The sequence below is a fragment of the Williamsia phyllosphaerae genome (genome assembly GCF_014635305.1).
GTDB lineage: Bacteria > Actinomycetota > Actinomycetes > Mycobacteriales > Mycobacteriaceae > Williamsia_A > Williamsia_A phyllosphaerae.
In genome coordinates, this window is the sequence record NZ_BMCS01000003.1 from 458,341 (window position 1) to 473,085 (window position 14,745).

General features: G+C 70.1%; 13 protein-coding genes and 1 riboswitch. Of the genes, 12 read left to right on the forward strand and 1 reads right to left on the reverse strand.

Going from position 1 to position 14,745, the window contains the following annotated elements:
- Nucleotides 1-2: 2 nt before the first annotated feature.
- The 7 genes from IEV93_RS20690 to IEV93_RS20720 all read left to right on the forward strand — a co-directional run bounded on the left by IEV93_RS20690 (nt 3) and on the right by IEV93_RS20720 (nt 6,307).
- The gene (locus IEV93_RS20690) at nt 3-1,382 is read left to right on the forward strand and encodes an RsmB/NOP family class I SAM-dependent RNA methyltransferase (protein WP_188492535.1); all 1,380 of its coding nucleotides are present in this window, start codon (nt 3-5) and stop codon (nt 1,380-1,382) included.
- A 72-nt stretch (nt 1,383-1,454) separates the two neighbouring features.
- A complete protein-coding gene (rpe, locus tag IEV93_RS20695; protein ID WP_188492537.1) occupies nt 1,455-2,135 on the forward strand; it encodes a ribulose-phosphate 3-epimerase in 681 nt (226 codons plus the stop codon).
- A 2-nt stretch (nt 2,136-2,137) separates the two neighbouring features.
- Nucleotides 2,138-3,160: a bifunctional diaminohydroxyphosphoribosylaminopyrimidine deaminase/5-amino-6-(5-phosphoribosylamino)uracil reductase RibD gene (gene ribD / locus IEV93_RS20700; RefSeq protein WP_229705368.1), complete on the forward strand. Its 1,023-nt coding sequence runs from the start codon at nt 2,138-2,140 to the stop codon at nt 3,158-3,160.
- 62 nt (nt 3,161-3,222) lie between these two features.
- Nucleotides 3,223-3,387: riboswitch (FMN riboswitch) on the forward strand.
- Between the two features lie 55 nt (nt 3,388-3,442).
- Nucleotides 3,443-4,093: a riboflavin synthase gene (locus IEV93_RS20705; protein ID WP_188492540.1), complete on the forward strand. Its 651-nt coding sequence runs from the start codon at nt 3,443-3,445 to the stop codon at nt 4,091-4,093.
- Complete coding sequence (locus tag IEV93_RS20710; protein WP_188492542.1) at nt 4,090-5,364, forward strand: bifunctional 3,4-dihydroxy-2-butanone-4-phosphate synthase/GTP cyclohydrolase II; 1,275 nt, start codon at nt 4,090-4,092, stop codon at nt 5,362-5,364. Before IEV93_RS20705 ends, IEV93_RS20710 begins: the two co-directional genes overlap by 4 nt.
- Nucleotides 5,361-5,846 carry a 6,7-dimethyl-8-ribityllumazine synthase gene (ribH, locus tag IEV93_RS20715; RefSeq protein WP_188492544.1) on the forward strand — a complete coding sequence of 162 codons (486 nt, stop codon included), beginning with the start codon at nt 5,361-5,363 and terminating at the stop codon, nt 5,844-5,846. The genes IEV93_RS20710 and ribH overlap by 4 nt, the downstream gene beginning before the upstream one ends.
- Nucleotides 5,847-5,854: 8 nt before the next feature.
- On the forward strand, nt 5,855-6,307 hold the full coding sequence (locus tag IEV93_RS20720) for a PH domain-containing protein (protein WP_188492546.1): 453 nt from the start codon (nt 5,855-5,857) through the stop codon (nt 6,305-6,307).
- A 30-nt stretch (nt 6,308-6,337) separates the two neighbouring features.
- On the opposite strand, the gene IEV93_RS20725 is transcribed toward IEV93_RS20720, so the two are convergent.
- Nucleotides 6,338-8,296: a gamma-glutamyltransferase family protein gene (locus IEV93_RS20725; RefSeq protein ID WP_188492548.1), complete on the reverse strand. Its 1,959-nt coding sequence runs from the start codon at nt 8,294-8,296 to the stop codon at nt 6,338-6,340.
- A gap of 52 nt (nt 8,297-8,348) precedes the next feature.
- Here IEV93_RS20725 and uvrC point away from each other — a divergent pair, with 52 nt between their 5' ends.
- The 5 genes from uvrC (at nt 8,349) to gap (ending at nt 14,738) form a co-directional block, all read left to right on the forward strand.
- Nucleotides 8,349-10,487, forward strand: a complete 2,139-nt coding sequence (gene uvrC / locus IEV93_RS20730; RefSeq protein WP_188492550.1) for an excinuclease ABC subunit UvrC — start codon at nt 8,349-8,351, stop codon at nt 10,485-10,487.
- Entirely contained in the window at nt 10,480-11,466 is a 987-nt protein-coding gene (gene rapZ / locus IEV93_RS20735; protein WP_371873878.1) for an RNase adapter RapZ, read from the forward strand. Before uvrC ends, rapZ begins: the two co-directional genes overlap by 8 nt.
- Complete coding sequence (locus tag IEV93_RS20740) at nt 11,463-12,491, forward strand: gluconeogenesis factor YvcK family protein (RefSeq protein ID WP_188492552.1); 1,029 nt, start codon at nt 11,463-11,465, stop codon at nt 12,489-12,491. The genes rapZ and IEV93_RS20740 overlap by 4 nt, the downstream gene beginning before the upstream one ends.
- A gap of 135 nt (nt 12,492-12,626) precedes the next feature.
- Nucleotides 12,627-13,604 (forward strand): DNA-binding protein WhiA, encoded by a 978-nt coding sequence (whiA, locus tag IEV93_RS20745; RefSeq protein ID WP_188492554.1) that lies wholly within the window; start codon nt 12,627-12,629, stop codon nt 13,602-13,604.
- A gap of 114 nt (nt 13,605-13,718) precedes the next feature.
- Nucleotides 13,719-14,738: a type I glyceraldehyde-3-phosphate dehydrogenase gene (gap, locus tag IEV93_RS20750; protein WP_188492556.1), complete on the forward strand. Its 1,020-nt coding sequence runs from the start codon at nt 13,719-13,721 to the stop codon at nt 14,736-14,738.
- The last annotated feature ends 7 nt before the right edge of the window (nt 14,739-14,745 follow it).

Below are 14,745 nucleotides of genomic sequence, written 5' to 3' on the forward strand. Positions count from 1 at the left end.
CGATGACTCGCCCGGCACACATTCGGGACAAGGCCGTCGACCCGGTCCGCAAGGCTGCGCGCGACGTGCTGCGCGCGGTGCGCGAGCGGGATTCCTACGCGAACCTCGTGCTGCCCAAACTTCTCCGCGAGCGGGGCATCACCGGCCGCGACGCCGCGCTGGCCACCGAACTCGCCTACGGCACGTGCCGGGCGACCGGGGTGCTCGACGCGATCATCGCGTCGGCGGCAGGTCGGGCGGTCGACGAGATCGACGGGCCGGTACTCGACGTCCTCCGGCTCGGCGCGTATCAGCTGCTGCGCACCCGCATCGGCGCCCACGCGGCGGTGTCGACCTCGGTCGACCTGATCCGCAGCGAGGCGGGTCAGGGCCCGGCCGGGTTCTGCAACGCGGTGCTGCGCAAGATCTCCCAGCGCGACGAGGAACTCTGGACCGACGAACTCGCACCGTCGATGGCCGACGACGTGGTCGGTCACCTGGCCTTCCGGTACGCCCACCCGCGCTGGATCGCCCAGGTGTTCGCCGACGCCCTGGCCGGTCCGGACGGTGGGGTCCGCGCCGGTGAGCTGCAGTCGGCGCTCGCGGCCGACGACGAACGACCGATCGTGCACCTCGCCGCACGTCCGGGTCTGATCAGCGCCGAAGAACTCGCGCTGGCGACCGGGGGAGAGGTCGGGGCGTTCTCGCCGTACTGCGTCTACCTGCCCGGCGGCGACCCCGGCAAGCTCGACGCCGTCCGCGACGGGATGGCAGGCGTCCAGGACGAGGGCAGCCAACTGGTGGCCCGCGCGGTCACCGTCGCGCCCCTGGAGGGGGACGACACCGGGCGCTGGCTCGACCTGTGTGCCGGTCCCGGCGGCAAGGCCGCCATGATGGGCGCCCTCGCCGAGATCGACGCCGCCGCCCTCGACGCCGTCGAACCCTCCGAGCACCGTGCCGAACTGGTCCGGACATCGGTGAAGGGTCTGCCGGTCACCGTGCACGTCGCCGACGGCCGCGACAGCGGCCTGAGCACCGGATACGACCGTGTCCTCGTCGACGCCCCGTGCACCGGACTGGGCTCGCTGCGTCGACGCCCGGAGGCCCGCTGGCGACGCACGCCGTCCGACGTTCCCGAACTCGTGGCGCTGCAACGCCAACTGCTCGTCGCCGCACTGGAACTCGTGCGGCCCGGTGGTGTGGTCGTCTACTCGACCTGCTCACCGCACCCGGCCGAGACCGTCGGCGTAGTCGAGTCGGTGGTCGCCGACGGACTGGCTCGCACCCTCGATGCTCGGCCCCTGGTGCCGGTCGACGACCTCGGAGACGGTCCCTACGTGCAGCTCTGGCCGCACGTCCACGGCACCGACGCGATGTTCCTGGCGGCGCTGACCCGACCGTGACACAGCGGGGGGACACGGCGCGGACACGCGGGGGTGGGCTTCGGCGCGGGGTCGATGCATAGACTTCCCGCCATGTCTTCCGACCGTCCGGCCCAGCCGATGATCGCGCCGTCCATCCTCTCCGCCGACTTCGCCAACCTGGCCGCCGAGGCCAACTCGGTCGGCGACTCCGACTGGCTGCACGTCGACGTGATGGACGCGCACTTCGTCCCGAACCTCACCCTGGGGCTGCCCGTGGTGCAGAGCCTGCTCAAGGCCACCGAGATCCCGATCGACTGCCACCTCATGATCGAGGACCCGGCTCGGTGGGCGCCGCCGTACGCCGAGGCCGGCGCCCACAACGTCACCTTCCACGCCGAGGCCACCGACGATCCGATCGCCGTCGCCAAGGACATCCGCGCCGCTGGGGCGAAGGCGGGTCTGAGTCTCAAGCCGGGTACCGACCTCGAGCCGTACCTGGAGATCCTCGCCGAGTTCGACACGCTGCTGGTGATGAGTGTGGAGCCCGGCTTCGGTGGTCAGTCCTTCATGCCCGAGGTGCTCGAGAAGGTCCGCACCATCCGCCGTCGGATCGACTCCGGTGCCCTGCGACTGCTCGTGGAGATCGACGGCGGCATCAACGCGGACACCATCGAACAGGCCGCCGAGGCCGGGGTCGACTGCTTCGTGGCCGGTTCCGCGGTCTACGGCGCCGCCGATCCCGCTCTCGCGGTGTCGAAACTGCGCGCGCAGGCGCTCGCGGCGCGCGGCTGAGGATGACCACCGGCGGGCCACGACGCCACGAGGCGGCGATGCGCGAGGCCATCGCCGAATCACTGCGGGCGCGGGGACACAGCTCACCCAATCCGCCGGTCGGAGCGGTCATCGTCGACGACGCGGGCCAACTGGTCGGACGTGGACACACCCAACCCGTCGGCGGACCGCACGCCGAGGTCATGGCCCTGCGCGACGCGGGCGACCGCGCCCGGGGCGCCACGGCGGTGGTGACCCTCGAGCCGTGCGATCACACCGGACGCACCGGTCCGTGTACGCGGGCGCTGCTCGCCGCGGGCGTGACGCGCGTCGTCTACGCGGTGGACGACCCGAATCCCGGTGCGGGCGGGGGAGCGACGACACTGCGCGGCGCCGGGGTGCAGGTCGAGGCGGGGTTGCTGGACGATGACGTCTCGCGTGGCCCGTTGCGGGAGTGGCTGTTCCGGCAGCGGATGGGCCGACCGCACGTGACGGCCAAGATCGCGGCGACCCTGGACGGGCGCATCGCGGCACCGGACGGGACCAGTCAGTGGATCACCGGCTCCGAGGCACGCAAGCGAGTCCATGTCGATCGCGGCGAACTCGACGCGATCGTGGTGGGCACCGGCACGGTCCTGCGCGACGACCCGACGCTGACCGCGCGATTACCCGACGGAACTCTGCGCGATCACCAGCCGGTCCGGGTGGTCCTGGGCGACCGGCCCATCCCGCCCGGCGCGCGCATTTTGGGCCCCGACGCTCCGACCGTCATCGTCCCCGGTCATGATCCCGCAGCGGTCCTTCGGGCCCTCGACGACGCACTGCACGTGCAGGTCGAGGGAGGGCCGACCATCCTGGGCGCGTTCTTCGCCGCGGGTCTCGTCGACCGCGTCCAGGTCTATCTCGCGCCGACCATCCTGGGGGCCGGGGCCGCCGCGGTCGACGACCGATCGGTGCAGACGTTGACCGACGCGCACCGTTTCGTCCGTTCCGGCGTGGAGATCCTGGGTGATGACGTTCTGCTCACCCTGACCTCAACCCCCTGACCGGCGTTTTCGCCGGTCGAGGGCGCGCGGTGCGCAGTGCGCGCTGTGCTAGCGTCGATATCAGAAGTTCTCAGGGCGGGGTGTGATTCCCCACCGGCGGTGACGACGAGAAATCGGCGAAGCCCGCGAGCGCCCGGACCACCGACCGACCGGTCGGAGGGACGGGGTCAGCAGATCCGGTGTGACTCCGGAGCCGACGGTCATAGTCCGGATGAGAGAGAACGCACCGCGGTGGATTCCGCGTTCGTATCGCCCTGAGTCGTGACGACTCGAGGAGCATTGGTGTTCACCGGAATTGTCGAAGAGCGCGGGACCGTCGTCGCGCGCGAAGACCTCGTGGATGCGGCGCGATTCACCGTGCGCGGCCCCCTGGTCACCAGCGACGCCGGACACGGGGACTCGATCTCCGTCAACGGCGTGTGCCTGACCGTGGTCGACCAGCCCACCCCCGACGACTTCACCGTCGACGTGATGGCCGAGACCCTGCGCCGCAGCAGCCTCGCGTCGCTGGATGCCGGTGCGCCAGTCAACCTGGAGCGGGCCATGGCCGCGGGCGGGCGATTCGGCGGTCACATCGTGCAGGGCCACGTCGACGGCGTCGGTCATGTGGTGTCGGTCGACCCGTCGGAGAACTGGACGGTCATCCGCATCGGCATCGACGCCGCCACCTCTCGCTACATCGTGGAGAAGGGATCGATCACCGTCGACGGTGTCTCCCTGACCGTCTCGGGCATATCCGAGCCCGGAGCGGAGTTGTCGTGGTTCGAGATCTCGCTGATCCCGACCACCCTGTCGATGACCACGCTCGGCACCGTGACCGTCGACACCGTGGTGAACCTCGAGGTCGACGTGATCGCCAAATACGTCGAGCGGCTCACGGCGACCCAGAACCACTCCACCGACCCCCACCAGAACGACGAGGTTGCATCGTGACGATCTTCGACACCGTCGAGCGCGCAGTCGCCGACATCGCAGCGGGCAAGGCCGTCGTCGTGGTCGACGACGAGGACCGCGAGAACGAGGGCGATCTGATCTTCGCCGCCGAGAAGGCGACCCCCGAACTGGTCGCGTTCATGGTCCGGTACACCTCGGGTTATCTGTGTGTGCCGCTCGACGGTGCCGACTGCGACCGCCTCGGCCTGCCGCCGATGTACTCGGTCAACCAGGACAAGCACGGGACCGCCTACACCGTCACCGTCGACGCCCGCGAAGGCATCGGCACCGGCATCAGCGCCTCGGACCGGGCCGCGACCATGCGTCTGCTCGCCTCGTCGGAGAGCACCGCGGGCGACTTCACCCGACCCGGCCACGTCGTCCCGTTGCGCGCCAAGGAGGGCGGGGTGCTGCGGCGTCCCGGCCACACCGAGGCCGCGGTCGACCTCGCCCGGATGGCCGACCTGGCGCCCGCGGGCGTCATCTGCGAGATCGTCAGCCAGAAGGACGTCGGCGCGATGGCCCAGACCGACGAACTGCGGGTCTTCGCCGACGAACACGACCTCGCGCTGATCTCGATCGCCGACCTCATCTCGTGGCGGCGGCGACACGAGAAGCACGTCGTGCGGGTGGCCGACGCGCGTATCCCGACCGGGCACGGCACCTTCCGCGCCGTCGGCTACACCAGCATCTACGACGAGGTCGAGCACATCGCGCTCGTCCTCGGCGACATCCCCGGACCCGACGGCGAGGGCAACGACGTCCTGGTGCGCGTGCACTCGGAGTGTCTGACCGGTGACGTCTTCGGCTCGCTGCGGTGCGATTGTGGGCCGCAGCTCGATGCGGCGATGGAGATGGTGGCCGCCGAGGGTCGCGGCATCGTGCTCTACATGCGTGGACACGAGGGCCGTGGGATCGGCCTGCTGCACAAGCTGCAGGCCTACCAGCTCCAGGACAGCGGGTCGGACACGGTCGACGCGAACCTCGAGCTCGGTCTGCCCGCCGACGCCCGCGACTACGGACTCGGCGCGCAGATCCTCGTCGATCTCGGCGTCAGCTCCATGCGCCTGCTCACCAACAACCCGGCCAAGCGGGTCGGGCTCGACGGATACGGACTCCACATCACCGAGCGGGTCCCGATGCCGGTCCGTCCCAACGCCGAGAACCTGCGATACCTGCGCACGAAGCGTGACCGGATGGGCCATGACCTCGTCGGCCTCGACGATCTCGGATCGGGTTCGGCCGCCAACGCCGGCGGGACGTCGGCGTGAGCGGGGCGGGCGAACCGACCGTCGAGCTCGCCGCCGCGTCGGATCTGACGCTGGCGATCGTGGCGTCGCAGTGGCACGCCACCATCTGCACCGCGTTGCTCGACGGTGCCCTGCGCGTCGCCGAGACGGCCCAGATCGCGTCGCCGACGGTGGTGCGGGTGGCCGGGGCGATCGAGCTCCCGGTCGTGGTCCAGGCCCTGGCCCGGACGCACGACGCGGTGGTGGCCCTCGGTGTCGTCATCCGTGGTGAGACTCCGCATTTCGAGTACGTCTGTGACGCGGTGACCGCGGGACTGACCCGGGTCTCGCTCGACGAGAGCACCCCGGTGGGCAACGGCGTGCTCACCACGCTCAACGAACAGCAGGCGCTCGACCGGGCCGGTCTGCCGGACTCATTCGAGGACAAGGGCGCGCAGGCGGCCACTGCGGCGCTGGCCTCGGCCATCACCCTCGGTGAGCTGGCGAAGCTCGCACCCCGGTGACCCGCCCGATGGATGCCTCGACCTCGACCGAATGGGACTTCGTCTATCGGAGTCGGCGCACCGCGCGCTACGCGACGTTCGTGGCGGCGTTGTTCGTCATCGCGCATGTGGCCGTGGGGATCCTGTTGCGTGTGTCCGACACCGGCGTCCGCTTCCGAATTACCGATCAGATCGGTCTGGCGATGATCGGGGTCGTGCTCGGCGGCGCCATCATGACCCTGACGTTGCCCCGGATCCGGGTCGGCCGCTCGGGCGTGGCGGTGCGGAACATCCTGGGGGAGCGTGTTTTCGACTGGGCCGACGTCGAGGGCATCTGGTATCCCGATTCGGGGCACTGGGCCCGACTCGAACTGCCTGCCTACGAAAACGTCCCGGTGATGGCCATCCAGGCCAACGACGGCCTGCGCGCCGTCGAGGCCATGGACACCGTTCGTGAACTCCTCGAGAGATATCGCGCCTAGAGGGCTCCGTGGAGCCACGCCGGGTGTGTCTCAGCGGGTGTCGCCCATGACCTCGCCTTCGCGGCGGGGGTCGGCTCCACCGATCCACCCGTCGCCGTCCCGGACGACCGCGGCCAGTCCGGACGACTGGTCGGCGACCGACACCTGATGCCCCATCTTCCGTAGCGCGGCGACCAACGGATCGCGGTCACCGTTGTCGGTCGGGTCGATGTCGGGGTGCTCTCCGCCGACGTTCGTGGTCGGGGTGTTGGCCGCGCCGAAGTCGACGCCTGACACCGCCTGTTGCGGATCGAGGCCCCAGTCGAGGATCCCGACCAGGGTCTTGATGACGAACTGGATGATCACCGACCCACCGGGCGAGCCCACCGCGGCCGTCAGATCCCCGCGGCCGCCGTCGGCGGTGTCGAAGACCAGGGTCGGCGACATCGAGCTCCGCGGTCGCTTGCCCGGCGCCACCCGGTTGGCCACCGGCGCACCGGATTCGTCGACCGGGGTGGCGGAGAAGTCGGTGAGCTGGTTGTTCAGGATGAACCCGTCGACCATGTGGAACGACCCGAACGCGGACTCGACCGTCGTCGTCATCGACGCCGCGTCCCCCTTCTTGTCGATGATCACGATCTGGCTGGTCCCGTGCTCCGGGGTCGGCACCACGCCCGCCGGCACCGGCCCGAAGTCGCCTGCCTGCGCCTCGCCCATCGAGCGGTTCGGATCGATGAGTGAGGCACGCTTCTTCAGATAGGCGGGGTCGGTGAGCGCCGCGGGTGAACCGCCCGGCAGGGGAACGAAATCGGTGTCGGCGACGTACTTGTCGCGATCGGCGTAGGCGAGCCGCTCGGCCTCGGAGATCAGGTGCACCGCCTGTGCGCTCGGCACGCCGCCGTTGCGGTCCTTCTCACGCGGACCCATCGAGGCCAGGTCGAAGTTCGACAGGATGCCCATGGCCGAGGCGACGGTGATGCCGCCGGACGACGGTGGCGGCATGCCGCACAGGACGTGACTGCGGTAGGTGGTGCACAGCGACTCCCGTTTGCGGGCGCGGTAGCCGGCCAGGTCGTCGAGGGTGGTCAGTCCGGGCGTCATCCCGCCGGCGGTCGAACCGACCTTCGCGACGATGTCGCGGGCGATCGCACCGGTGTAGAACGCGTCGGGTCCCTCGCTCGCGATCGCGCCGAGCGATTTGGCGTACGCCGGGTTGTTCAGCGTCGTGCCCTCGGCCTTCGGGGTCCCGTCCGGGTTGAGGAAGTAGGCCTTCGCCTCCGGATCGGCCTGGAGATCGGTACTGCTGTCGGCGATCGCGGCCGCCATGCGCGGGCTGATGGCGAACCCGTCGTCGGCCAACCGCACCGCGGGGGAGAACAGATCACCCCACTTCTTCACGCCGTGATCCGACTGCGCCATCTCCAGCATCCGCAGCACGCCCGGCGTGCCGATGGACCGCCCGCTCGCGCGCGCCGAGGGGACGGGTTCGGTGCGATCGGTGTCGCTGACGTAGCGGAGATAGTCGCCGGTCGCCGCGGCCGGTGCGGTCTCGCGACCGTCGTAGGCCTGCACCGATCTCGACGCCGCGTCGTAGTAGACGAGGAACGCGCCTCCGCCGATCCCGGTGGCCTGCGGCTCCACCAGGCCGAGCACGGCCTGCGCGGCGACGAGCCCGTCCGCGGCGCTGCCACCGTCGCGGACGACATCGCAGGCGGCCTTCGTCGCGAGGGGGTTCGCGGTCACCACTGAGTACGACCCGGTACGTACCGGTGTCATCAGCGTCCGATAGCCGGTGGCGACTTCGGGATTGGTGGCGATGTCGCGGCTCGCCGGGGACCCCGAGGTCGCCGACGCCGCCGCGACCGGTGTCCCGTTGGCCACATTCGTACACGTCCCCGAATCGGGCCCGGCGGCGGTGGAACCGTCGTCGCCGCATGCGGCCGAGGTCAGGGCGATGGCGGCGACGGCGAGGACGGCCACGCTGCGGACGGGGCGGGGGTGCAGCTGCATCCGCCGACGCTAACAAGTCGGGCCCGTCTGTGGGCCGTACTAACCTGGACGCGTGCCCGATCCGACCACGTACCGCCCGGCGCCGGGGAGCATTCCGGTCCATCCCGGCGTCTACAAGTTCCGGGACACCTATGGCCGCGTCATCTACGTCGGCAAGGCGAAGAACCTCCGATCGCGACTCACCTCGTACTTCGCCGATCTGTCCACGCTGCACCCGCGGACCCGGCGGATGGTCACCACCGCCGCATCCGTCGAGTGGACTGTGGTCGGTACCGAGGTCGAGGCGCTGCAGCTCGAATACAACTGGATCAAGGAGTTCGACCCGCGGTTCAACGTCCGCTACCGCGACGACAAGACCTACCCGATGCTCGCGGTCACGCTGAACGAGGAGTACCCGCGGCTGTTCGTCTACCGCGGACCGCGGCGCAAGGGGGTGCGCTATTTCGGCCCGTACTCGCACGCCTGGGCCATCCGCGAGACCCTGGATCTGTTGACCCGCGTGTTCCCGGCCCGGACGTGCTCGGCCGGTGTCTTCAAACGCCACCGGCAGATCGACCGGCCGTGTCTGCTGGGCTACATCGACAAGTGCGCCGCACCGTGTGTGGGACGGGTCGACGCGGTCGAACACCGCGAGATCGTCCAGGACTTCTGCGACTTCCTCGCCGGCCGAACCGACCGGATGATCAAGCACCTCGACAATCAGATGGCCGCTGCGGCAGCCGATCTCGACTTCGAGCGCGCCGCACGTCTGCGCGATGACGTCGGCGCGCTTCGTCGCGCACTGGAGAAGCAGGCGGTCGTCCTCGGCGACGGCACCGACGCCGACGTGGTCGCCATGGTGGCCGATCAGCTCGAGGTGTCGGTCCAGATCTTCCACGTCCGCGGCGGTCGCGTCCGCGGTGAGCGCGGGTGGGTGGTCGAACGTACCGACGTGCTCAACGCGACCACCGATTCCGACGACGACACCCCCGACCTCGCCGAGCAGGTGGGACAATTCCTCACCCAGTTCTACGGCGCCCAGGTCGACCAGGACGCGACGATCAGCGTCGACTCCGACCACGAGGGCGCCGAGCCGGTACCCCGCGAGGTCCTGGTTCCGGTGCTGCCGCCGGACGCGCCCGAGTTCACGCGGTGGCTGTCGGGGCTGCGCGGATCGAACGTCGATCTGCGCGTGCCGCAGCGCGGCGACAAGAAGGCGTTGTTCGAGACCGTCGAGCGCAACGCGGGCGAGGCGCTGACCCAGCACAAACTGCGGCGGGCAGGCGACCTCACGACCCGATCGGCGGCCCTCACCGAGATCCAGGAGACCCTCGGACTCGACATCGCGCCGCTGCGAATCGAGTGCATCGACATCTCGCACGTGCAGGGCACCGACGTCGTCGCGTCGCTGGTCGTCTTCGAGGACGGTCTGCCCCGTAAGTCCGACTACCGGCACTACGCGATCAAAGAGGCTGCGGGTGACGGACGTTCGGACGACGTCGCATCGATCGCCGAGGTGACCCGGCGCCGGTTCCTGCGCTATCGCTCCGACGCGGAGCCGGACCCCGGCGTGGTGCTCCAGAGTGGTCCGGTACCCGCGCCCGGCGCGTCCGACGACAACGGCGGCGACCTCGCACCCGAGGCGTCGATCGATCCCGCGACCGGCCGACCCCGCCGCTTCGCGTACCCCCCGAACCTGTTCGTCGTCGACGGTGGCGGCCCGCAGGTCCGGGCCGCGGCACAGGTGTTGTCCGAGCTCGGCGTCACCGATGTCGCGGTGATCGGGTTGGCCAAACGCCTCGAGGAGGTCTGGGTCCCCGACGACGACGACCCGGTCATCTTCCCGCGCACCAGCGAGGCGTTGTTCCTCCTGCAGCGGGTCCGCGACGAGGCACACCGGTTCGCGATCACCTTCCACCGCAGCAAGCGCAGCAAGCGGATGACGGCGTCGGTTCTCGACGGCGTACCCGGGCTCGGCCAGACCCGCCGGGCGGCACTGGTGTCGCACTTCGGTTCGGTCGCCCGGCTGCGGGACGCGTCGATCGAGGAGATCGCGACCGTGCCGGGGATCGGACAGTCCACCGCGAAGGCCGTGCAGATGGCCCTGGCCGGTCCGGTCGTCGAGGCCTCGTCCGATGCGCCGGAGCCGCACGGGGCAGGATCGACCGAACGGACACACGATCCGCGAACAGATGGGAACAGCGATGGCTGACCGGGATCCCGCGACCGACACCGACATGGTGCCCGGTGCGACGACCGGACGACAGATCGACGTCCTGCTCGTCACCGGGATGTCCGGAGCCGGTCGCGGCACGGTGGCGAAGCTGCTCGAGGACCTCGGCTGGTACGTCGCCGACAACGTCCCGGCGTCGCTGATCACCAGCATGGTCGGAGTGGCGCAGAGCGATGACCCGTCGATCACCCGGCTGGCGATGGTCATGCGGGCGGGCGCCGAGTCGTTCAGTGCCGAGGTGTCCGAGGTCCGAGAGGAGCTCGAGGCCCTCGGGCAGCACCCGCGGTTGCTGTTCCTCGACGCCGGCGACGCCGCGCTGGTGCGTCGTTTCGAGCAGGTACGACGCTCACATCCCCTGCAGGACAACGGGACCCTGATCGAGGCGATCGCCCGAGAGCGCGCCGTGCTCGCGAAGGTGTCGGAGACGGCCGATCTGGTCGTCGACACCTCCGACCTGTCGGTCACCGCGTTGCGACGGATTGTCGACAACGCCTTCGCCCAGCCGTCGACCACCGAGGTGCGGATCGCGTTCCAGTCGTTCGGTTTCAAGTACGGCCTGCCGATCGACGCCGATCTCGTCGCCGATGTCCGTTTCCTGCCCAACCCGTACTGGGTGCCTGAGCTGCGCGATCACAACGGCCTGGAGTCGCCGGTCTCGGACTACGTCCTCGGTCAGCCCGGTGCATCGGACTACCTCGACGCGTTCGAACGCGTGATCCGTCTCACGGCACGGGGGTACGAGCGAGAGGGCAAGCGCTACATGACCGTCGCCGTCGGCTGCACCGGCGGCAAGCACCGCAGCGTGGCGATGGCCGAACAGCTTCGGGCGCGGCTCTCGGTCGCCACCGCGGACGCCGCGGACGGCCCGGACGCCGACGCGGGGACCGATGTCCCCGACACCGCAGAGGGCCGTGCGTTCGCCGTCCGGGTGGTCCACCGCGACCTGGGGCGCGAATGAGCCGCGGGGTCGGCAAGATCGTCGCACTCGGCGGCGGACACGGTCTACACGCGACCCTGACGGCCATGCGTCGACTCAGCGACGAGGTGACCGCGGTGGTCACGGTCGCCGACGACGGCGGGTCGTCGGGCCGACTGCGCTCGGAACTCGGGGTCATCCCGCCCGGCGATCTGCGGATGGCGATCGCCGCGCTGATGTCAGCAGGTGGCGAGCACGAGCCGGCCGGTGGCCGGGACCGTTGGGTGACGCTGCTGCAGCACCGTTTCGGTGGACGCGGCGCGCTGGCCGGACACCCGGTGGGCAACCTGCTGCTCGCGGGCCTCACCGAGGAACTCGGTGACCCGGTCGCAGCGCTCGACGCCGTGATGGAGCTGTTCGGCGTTCCCGGTCGGGTGCTGCCCATGTCGGCGGTACCGCTGAACATCGAGGCCGAGGTCTCCGGGCTCGAGGCCGACCCGCGGATCAGCCGGAGCATCGCCGGGCAGGTGGCCGTCGCCACGACCCCGGGTACCGTCCGCCGGGTCCGCCTCCTCCCGCCCGATCCACCCGCCTGCCCCGAGGCGCTCGACGCGATCGCCGCCGCGGATCTCGTGGTGCTCGGACCCGGATCGTGGTTCTCCAGCGTCATCCCGCACGTGCTCGTGCCCGAACAGCTCGCCGCCCTCAAGTCGACCGCCGCCCGGCGGATGCTGTTCGTCAACCTGGCGCCGGAACCCGGTGAGACAAGCGGTTTCTCGGTCGAACGGCACCTGCACGTGCTGCACGCCCACGCAGACGACTTCCGCATCGACGACGTCATCGTCGACGCCGGTTCGGCCCCGGCGGGGCGGGAACGCGACCACGTCGAGCGTGCCGCGGGGCTCTTCGGCGCCCGATTGCACGTGGGTGACCTCGCGCAGCCGGGCACCCATGTACACGATCCGGAGAAATTGGCCTCCATGGTGCTTACGCTGTGCGAGGAACAGGGCGATGGCTACGCTGTCGGGGCAGTCGACAGACCGCCGTCGGCAGACCGGCTCGGGTAGCCCCGCCGCCGCGAGCACGACGGGCGATGTCGTCGACACCCGCGATCACGGGGGAGCAGCGACGAGTCGGCGGAGCGCCGAGGAAACTACGCGTCTGGGGGGCGACCCCCGGCAGGAGGACAGCAACCGGTGGCGATGACAGCAGCCGTCAAGGACGAGCTGAGTCGGCTCGTGGTGACTCAGACGAGTTGCCGCAAGGCCGAGGTGTCGGCGTTACTGCGCTTCGCGGGCGGCCTGCACATCGTCGCCGGACGCGTCGTCGTCGAGGCCGAGGTCGACCTCGGCAACGTCGCCCGCCGACTCCGCAAGGAGATCTTCGACCTCTACGGCTACAACTCCGAGGTCCATGTCCTGCGCAGCGGAGGGATCCGCAAGAGCGCCCGCTACATCGTCCGCGTCACCAAGGACGGTGAGGCCCTGGCCCGCCAGACCGGTCTGCTGGACATGCGGGGTCGTCCGGTGCGCGGCCTGCCCGCGCAGGTCGTCGGCGGCGGTGTCGCCGACGCCGAAGCCGCCTGGCGTGGAGCCTTTCTCGCGCACGGGTCACTCACCGAACCGGGTCGCTCGTCGGCCCTGGAGGTCAGTTGCCCTGGCCCCGAGGCCGCGCTGGCGTTGGTCGGTGCCGCGCGGCGACTGGGGGTCTCGGCCAAGGCCAGGGAGGTCCGTGGGGCCGACCGCGTCGTCATCCGCGATGGTGAGGCCATCGGCGCCCTGCTGACCCGCATGGGCGCACAGGACACCCGCCTCACGTGGGAGGAACGCCGGATGCGCCGCGAGGTGCGGGCCACGGCGAACCGGCTCGCCAACTTCGACGACGCGAACCTGCGCCGCTCGGCGCGGGCCGCGGTGGCCGCGGCCGCCCGGGTGGAGCGCGCCCTCGACATCCTCGGCGACACCGTCCCCGACCACCTGGTCGCGGCCGGGCGGCTGCGGGTGACCCACCGTCAGGCGTCGTTGGAGGAGCTGGGACAGCTCGCCGATCCGCCGATGACCAAGGACGCGGTCGCCGGCCGGATCCGCCGATTGCTGTCGATGGCGGACAAGAAGGCCCGCACCGACGGCATCCCGGACACCGAGTCGGCGGTCACCTCCGAACTGCTCGACGAGGCCTGAGCACACGCTGCACGTACTGCGGCGAAGGCGTCGCCTTCACCTGCGGGAGCCCGGCAGATTAGGCTGGCCGTACCGCGACAGATCGATCCACACCCCACAGCTGAGGAGCTCATTGTGACCGTTCGGGTAGGCGTCAACGGATTCGGCCGGATCGGCCGCAACTTCTTCCGTGCCGTCGAGGCGCAGAAAGCGCTGGGCACCACCGACATCGAGATCGTCGCCGTCAACGACCTGACCGACAACGCGGCCCTCGCGCACCTGCTGAAGTTCGACTCGATCCTGGGTCGTCTGGATGCGGATGTGTCGCTCGAGGGTGACGACACCATCGTCATCGGTGACCACAAGCTCAAGAGCCTGTCGATCAAGCAGGGCCCCGCCGCACTCCCGTGGGGCGACCTGGGTGTCGACGTCGTCGTCGAGTCGACGGGCATCTTCACCAAGCGGGACAAGGCGCAGGGCCACCTCGACGCCGGCGCCAAGAAGGTCATCATCTCCGCCCCCGCCTCCGACGAGGACATCACCATCGTGATGGGCGTGAACCACGACAAGTACGACGGCAGCCAGAACATCATCTCCAACGCGTCGTGCACCACGAACTGCCTCGGCCCGATCGCCAAGGTCCTCAACGACGAGTTCGGCATCGTCAAGGGCCTGATGACGACGGTCCACGCCTACACCCAGGACCAGAACCTGCAGGACGGGCCGCACTCCGATCTGCGCCGCGCCCGCGCCGCCGCGATCAACGTGGTCCCGACCTCGACCGGTGCCGCCAAGGCCATCGGCCTGGTGATGCCCGAACTGAAGGGCAAGCTGGACGGTTACGCCCTGCGCGTGCCGATCCCGACCGGCTCGGTCACCGACCTCACCGCGCACCTGCGCAAGGCCGCCACGGTCGAGGAGATCAACGCCGCCATGAAGGCCGCCGCCGAGGGACCGCTCAAGGGCATCCTCAAGTACTACGACGCGCCGATCGTCTCGTCCGACATCGTCACCGACCCGCACAGCTCGCTGTTCGACGCCGGCCTGACCAAGGTGATCGACGACCAGGCCAAGATCGTCTCCTGGTACGACAACGAGTGGGGCTACTCGAACCGCCTCGTGGACCTCATCGGTCTCGTCGGCAAGTCGCTGTAAAGGGCGG

Excerpts from the sequence above, each read along its gene's own strand:
- IEV93_RS20725 (WP_188492548.1), bottom strand. The coding sequence starts at position 8,296 with ATGCAGCTGCACCCCCGCCCCGTCCGCAGCGTGGCCGTCCTCGCCGTC.
- ribD (WP_229705368.1), top strand. The coding sequence starts at position 2,138 with ATGACCACCGGCGGGCCACGACGCCACGAGGCGGCGATGCGCGAGGCC.
- IEV93_RS20740 (WP_188492552.1), top strand. The coding sequence starts at position 11,463 with ATGAGCCGCGGGGTCGGCAAGATCGTCGCACTCGGCGGCGGACACGGT.
- IEV93_RS20720 (WP_188492546.1), top strand. The coding sequence starts at position 5,855 with ATGGATGCCTCGACCTCGACCGAATGGGACTTCGTCTATCGGAGTCGG.
- whiA (WP_188492554.1), top strand. The coding sequence starts at position 12,627 with ATGACAGCAGCCGTCAAGGACGAGCTGAGTCGGCTCGTGGTGACTCAG.
- rpe (WP_188492537.1), top strand. The coding sequence starts at position 1,455 with ATGTCTTCCGACCGTCCGGCCCAGCCGATGATCGCGCCGTCCATCCTC.
- rapZ (WP_371873878.1), top strand. The coding sequence starts at position 10,480 with ATGGCTGACCGGGATCCCGCGACCGACACCGACATGGTGCCCGGTGCG.
- IEV93_RS20690 (WP_188492535.1), top strand. The coding sequence starts at position 3 with ATGACTCGCCCGGCACACATTCGGGACAAGGCCGTCGACCCGGTCCGC.